The following is a 3,542-nucleotide window of genomic DNA, read 5'->3' on the forward strand; positions in this document are numbered from 1 at the left end:
GTCGGGGTGGGTGGCGGCGCGGTGGTTCCAGAGGCCGCTCATAACCGTGCGGACGGTGTCGGGGCTGACGGTGGCCAGGGAGCAGGCGGTGAACTGGAGGTGGGTGATGCCGTCGAGCTTGCCGGTGTCGTTCGCCTCGACGAGCGCCCTGAGGACGGTGTCCGCGTCGGGTGCGCCCTGCGGGCCGGTGTGCATGCCGACGACGAAGACGCCGGGACGGGGCGGCAGGTGGCGAAGGGCCCAGATCTGGGAGGCCGACAGGTCGCCGACCATGATGCCGCCGGGGAGGTCCTGGCTGCGCAGACCGGACGTCAGGCGGACGAACTCGGCGACGCCGGTGGCCAGGTCGTCCGCGATCAGGTCCACCGGGCGCTGCCAGAACTCGGGGGTGTAGCCTTCGGCCGGCAGCAGGGCCGGGGGGAAGCCCTGGTCCAGCAGGAAGCGCTGGGCCAGGATCCGCACGTCGGCCGTGATCCTGGCCTCCGTCGAGAGCCCCAGCCCCGCGACCTGTTGCAGGCCCTGGACCGCCCTGGCGACGTCGCGCAGCCGTTCCTGCGGTCCCCCGGGCCGCGACACGTCCTCGTAGTAGCGGTCGAAGACCGCGTCGAGTCGTTCCTCAGGGGTGAGTGCGTGTCCGGCCCCGCCGTCCTGCCCGTCCGGGCCGGAGGTGTCCTGGGGCTGGGGGTGGAACCGGGCCCAGATCGAGTCCAGTTCGTCCATCGCCCCGACCTGGGGCTCCCATGTCGCCTCGGCGCCCTCGATCCGGCGGTGCAGTTCCCGGTAGGAACGGCTGTGCAGCCCCCGCCAGTCGTCGCCCGTTCCCCGCTTGTCGTCCAGCACCTCACGGATCAGGTGCGCGACCCGCTCCCGGCGCCCGGCGTCATCGCCGTGATCCGGGCGCGAGCCCGACGGTCCGGCCTCGCGCCGGTCCGGGTCGGCCAGCAGCAGCCACCAGGAGTCCTCGGGCAGGATCCGCGACAGCGGACCGGTGCCGGGGGTGACCTTCGGGTTCGACTCGGTGACGAGCTCGGGCGGCAGCGTCTCGCCGGCCTCCAGACCGAGGGCGATCTCGTCCGGGAACCGTTCGTCGGGCATGGCGCCCCGCAGCATGTCCTCGGTCAGCGGGGGCAGCGTGCGGAACTTGCCCCAGTCGTCGGAGTACGCCAGCGAATCGTTGCGCAGCACGTCCGTGCCGAAGGCATCGGCCGCCGTCATGACCTCGTGGAAGGTGTGGTGACCGACCGGAAGCATGTCGGCCAGCAGCGCCAGGCGCAACAGCTGGAAGTCCACGTCCAGCTTCCACGCCCTGCTCATCAGGTGGACGGCTTCCATCATGAAGTACGTGGTGTTGGACGTGCCGGCGCTCATCAGACCGCCGGTCGACTCCGCGACCACCTGGCTCTCGTTGCCCATCGCGATCTGCCGCGTGCGCTCGCCCGGGACCCAGGTCAGCCGTCCGTCCCGCACCGCATGACGGCGCTCGCGCGGGCTGAGCGGCGGCTGCACCTCGTCCGGGCTCAGATCGGTCTCCAGGAGCCGGTCCAGCTCGGCCATGAGGGCGTCCCGCTCGGGGCCGGGCTCCATGGTGGCGAGGAGGTCCCGCTGCCGCTCCTGCACGTGCCGCAGGACTTCGGTGCTCTGCTGGCTCGCCCCCCACTCCCGGGTGAGGATCCGCGGGCTGCTCTTGCGCAGCTTGAGCACGCCGTCGAGGGCGTGACCATGGACGGCCTGCCCCAGCATGTACATCTGCTCGCGGATGTTCCCGTGCTCGACCACCTCCTCGAGAGCGGCGAGCTCGTTGCCGACGGATCCGCTGCCCGTCGCGCTGTCGCTGCCCAACAGCACGCGGTGCTTGTCGTCCAGGCGGTCCCAGATCGCCCGGACCAGCCTCTGCACCTGTTGCTGCACCACCACCTGCCGGCCGGCGAACTCGCCCAGCGGCCTTTCGATCTGGCGGGACGCGTCCGCGTAGGCGATCCGCAGGGCGACGCGGACCACCGGGTCCGCCATGGTCCTGCCGGGGTGGCTGTGCAGGGCCTGACCGAGCCGCGTCAGTACGGACAACGGCCGTCCGACCAGATCCGACCCTGCCTGCTCCTGCCACGGCTGCTGGGGGCTGCCGTCGGTGGCGACGGCCGTGACCGTCACCTGGGCCAGGTCGTCCTTGCCGATCAGCAGCACGCCCTCGCCCGTGGAAACGGCGCGCCCCTGCGGAACGGTCACCTCCAGCAGGGTCCGGCCGGCCGGCGGGCGCTGCGTCGTCAACGTGGCGTACGGCCTGCCCCGGGTCCGCAGGAACGCGTCCGAACGGCCCGCCACCTCCTGCACGGGGTTCGGCAGCACCAGGTAGGCCGTGGTCGTCCCGGACGTGCGGGTTCCCAGCTTGTCCAACTCCACGTGCCGTTCCGGCGGGCCGAAGTGGACGGCGTCCTCGAAGTCCGGTACGGCGTGCTCGGGGCCGCTGAAGGTGCGGACGAATCCGTCGGGGAGGGTGGTGGGCAGGACGGTGGTGGCGGGGGTGCGGTCGGGGTCGCCGGTGTCGCTGTACTCGTGCCAGGCGGAGGTGTCGTCGGTGACGAGGGCCGGGGTGCCGAGCGAGGTGACGCCGATGCGCTGCGCGGTGACGAGCCGGCCGGTGGGCGTGTCGGGTGCGTCGGACGTGCCCGAGGCGTCGGACGTGTGGGACATGTCGGACGGGTCGGTGCTGGTGGTGGGGACGTACCAGACGGGGGCGTCGGCGGCGAGGGCCTTGAGGGGGTCGGGGCCGAGGGCGTCGGTGCGGGTGGCGGCACGGTGCTTCCACAGGCCGCTCATGACCGTGCGGACGGTGTCGGGGCTGACGGTGGCCAGGGAGCAGGCGGTGAACTGGAGGTGGGTGATGCCGTCGAGCCTGCCGGCGTCGTTCGCCTTGACGAGTGCCTTGAGGGTGGTGTCCGCGTCGGGCGCCCCCTGCGGGCCGGTCGTCATGCCGACGACGAACACGCCGGGGCGGGGCGGCAGCGCGTTGAGGGCGTGGAACTGGGCGAGGTTCAGCGCGCCGACGGTGAGGCCGGCGGGGATCTCCCGACCGGGCCCGTACGCACCCTCGGGGAGGTCCGGGGTACTGCCGCCCTCCGGCGTCTGGAAGACCGGGTGCGAAAGGACCTCCTCCGCGAAGGACCGCGACTCGGGCGCGGTCGCGGGCTCGGTCGCGGTCCCGACCTCTGGCCCGGTCCCGACCTCGGTCTCGGGACTGGCCGTCGGCTCCGGCTCCGGCCTGGACTGCGGCTCCGGCTCGGAAGCCCTCTCCGGCGCGGGGGCCGACGGGAAGGCGGCGGTCGTGGAGACGGTGGCCCGGGGCGCAGCGGTGGCCGGGTCGTCGGTGGTGGTCGGGACGGCGGCGGCCGGGTCCGCTTCGGTGCGCAGCACCATCCCTTCGGGGAACTCGTCGGCGAAGGACCCGCCGGGCTCGAGGGTCGGCAGGCCGAACAGGTCGCCGCCGCTGCTCTCGGTGGGGACGTTCAGGACGGTGTCGAGCGCGTCCGTGGGGGGCAGGTCCGGGG

Annotated in this window: 1 protein-coding gene; it reads right to left on the reverse strand. The window is 73.1% G+C overall.

All coding sequences use genetic code 11. The annotated features are described in order from the left end of the window. Positions 1–3,542 (reverse strand): hypothetical protein (locus tag EF918_RS37460; RefSeq protein ID WP_185922057.1); only part of this gene is annotated, 3,542 nt, incomplete at both ends.

Source organism: Streptomyces sp. WAC06614, from assembly GCF_003949795.1.
In the GTDB taxonomy this organism is placed as follows: domain Bacteria; phylum Actinomycetota; class Actinomycetes; order Streptomycetales; family Streptomycetaceae; genus Streptomyces.